The organism is Streptomyces sp. NPDC029292, from assembly GCF_055569295.1.
Genome location: NZ_JBVHXR010000055.1, coordinates 2,079 through 3,684 on the forward strand (window position 1 = coordinate 2,079; position 1,606 = coordinate 3,684).

A 1,606-nucleotide genomic window follows, 5' to 3' on the forward strand; every position below is an offset into this window, starting at 1 on the left:
GTTCGGGGTGATGGGTGGTTGGTCGTTGTTTGAGAACTGCACAGTGGACGCGAGCATCTGTGGCCAAGTTTTTAAGGGCGCACGGTGGATGCCTTGGCACCAGGAACCGATGAAGGACGTGGGAGGCCACGATAGTCCCCGGGGAGCCGTCAACCAGGCTTTGATCCGGGGGTTTCCGAATGGGGAAACCCGGCAGTCGTCATGGGCTGTCACCCGCTGCTGAACACATAGGCAGTGTGGAGGGAACGCGGGGAAGTGAAACATCTCAGTACCCGCAGGAAGAGAAAACAACCGTGATTCCGGGAGTAGTGGCGAGCGAAACTGGATGAGGCCAAACCATATACGTGTGAGACCCGGCAGGGGTTGCGTATGTGGGGTTGTGGGATCTCTCTTCTGTCGTCTGCCGGCGACAGGACGAGTCAGAAACCGTTGATGTAGGCGAAGGACATGCGAAAGGTCCGGCGTAGAGGGTAAGACCCCCGTAGTCGAAACATCAACGGCTCGTTTGAGAGACACCCAAGTAGCACGGGGCCCGAGAAATCCCGTGTGAATCTGGCGGGACCACCCGCTAAGCCTAAATATTCCCTGGTGACCGATAGCGGATAGTACCGTGAGGGAATGGTGAAAAGTACCGCGGGAGCGGAGTGAAATAGTACCTGAAACCGTGTGCCTACAAGCCGTGGGAGCGTCGGACATCAAGCTTGCTTGGTGTCTCGTGACTGCGTGCCTTTTGAAGAATGAGCCTGCGAGTTTGCGGTGTGTTGCGAGGTTAACCCGTGTGGGGAAGCCGTAGCGAAAGCGAGTCCGAATAGGGCGATTTAGTAGCGCGCTCAAGACCCGAAGCGGAGTGATCTAGCCATGGGCAGGTTGAAGCGGCTGTAAGAGGTCGTGGAGGACCGAACCCACCAGGGTTGAAAACCTGGGGGATGACCTGTGGTTAGGGGTGAAAGGCCAATCAAACTCCGTGATAGCTGGTTCTCCCCGAAATGCATTTAGGTGCAGCGTCGTGTGTTTCTTGCCGGAGGTAGAGCACTGGATAGGCGATGGGCCCTACCGGGTTACTGACCTTAGCCAAACTCCGAATGCCGGTAAGTGAGAGCGCGGCAGTGAGACTGTGGGGGATAAGCTCCATGGTCGAGAGGGAAACAGCCCAGAGCATCGACTAAGGCCCCTAAGCGTACGCTAAGTGGGAAAGGATGTGGAGTCGCACAGACAACCAGGAGGTTGGCTTAGAAGCAGCCACCCTTGAAAGAGTGCGTAATAGCTCACTGGTCTAGTGATTCCGCGCCGACAATGTAGCGGGGCTCAAGCGTACCGCCGAAGTCGTGTCATTGCAGCATGAGGGCCAACGCCCGCTGTGATGGGTAGGGGAGCGTCGTGTGCCGGGTGAAGCCGCGCCGGAAGGCAGTGGTGGACGGTTCACGAGTGAGAATGCAGGCATGAGTAGCGATACACACGTGAGAAACGTGTGCGCCGATTGACTAAGGGTTCCTGGGTCAAGCTGATCTGCCCAGGGTAAGTCGGGACCTAAGGCGAGGCCGACAGGCGTAGTCGATGGATAACCGGTTGATATTCCGGTACCCGCTGTGAAGCGTCAAACATCGAA

General features: G+C 57.2%; 1 other annotated feature (running past one end of the window).

The annotated features are described in order from the left end of the window. Window positions 1–61: 61 nt before the first annotated feature. Window positions 62–1,606: a sequence feature (mutual gap in cmsearch alignment for this rRNA model is longer than 100), on the forward strand; it runs 1,491 nt beyond the window's last position.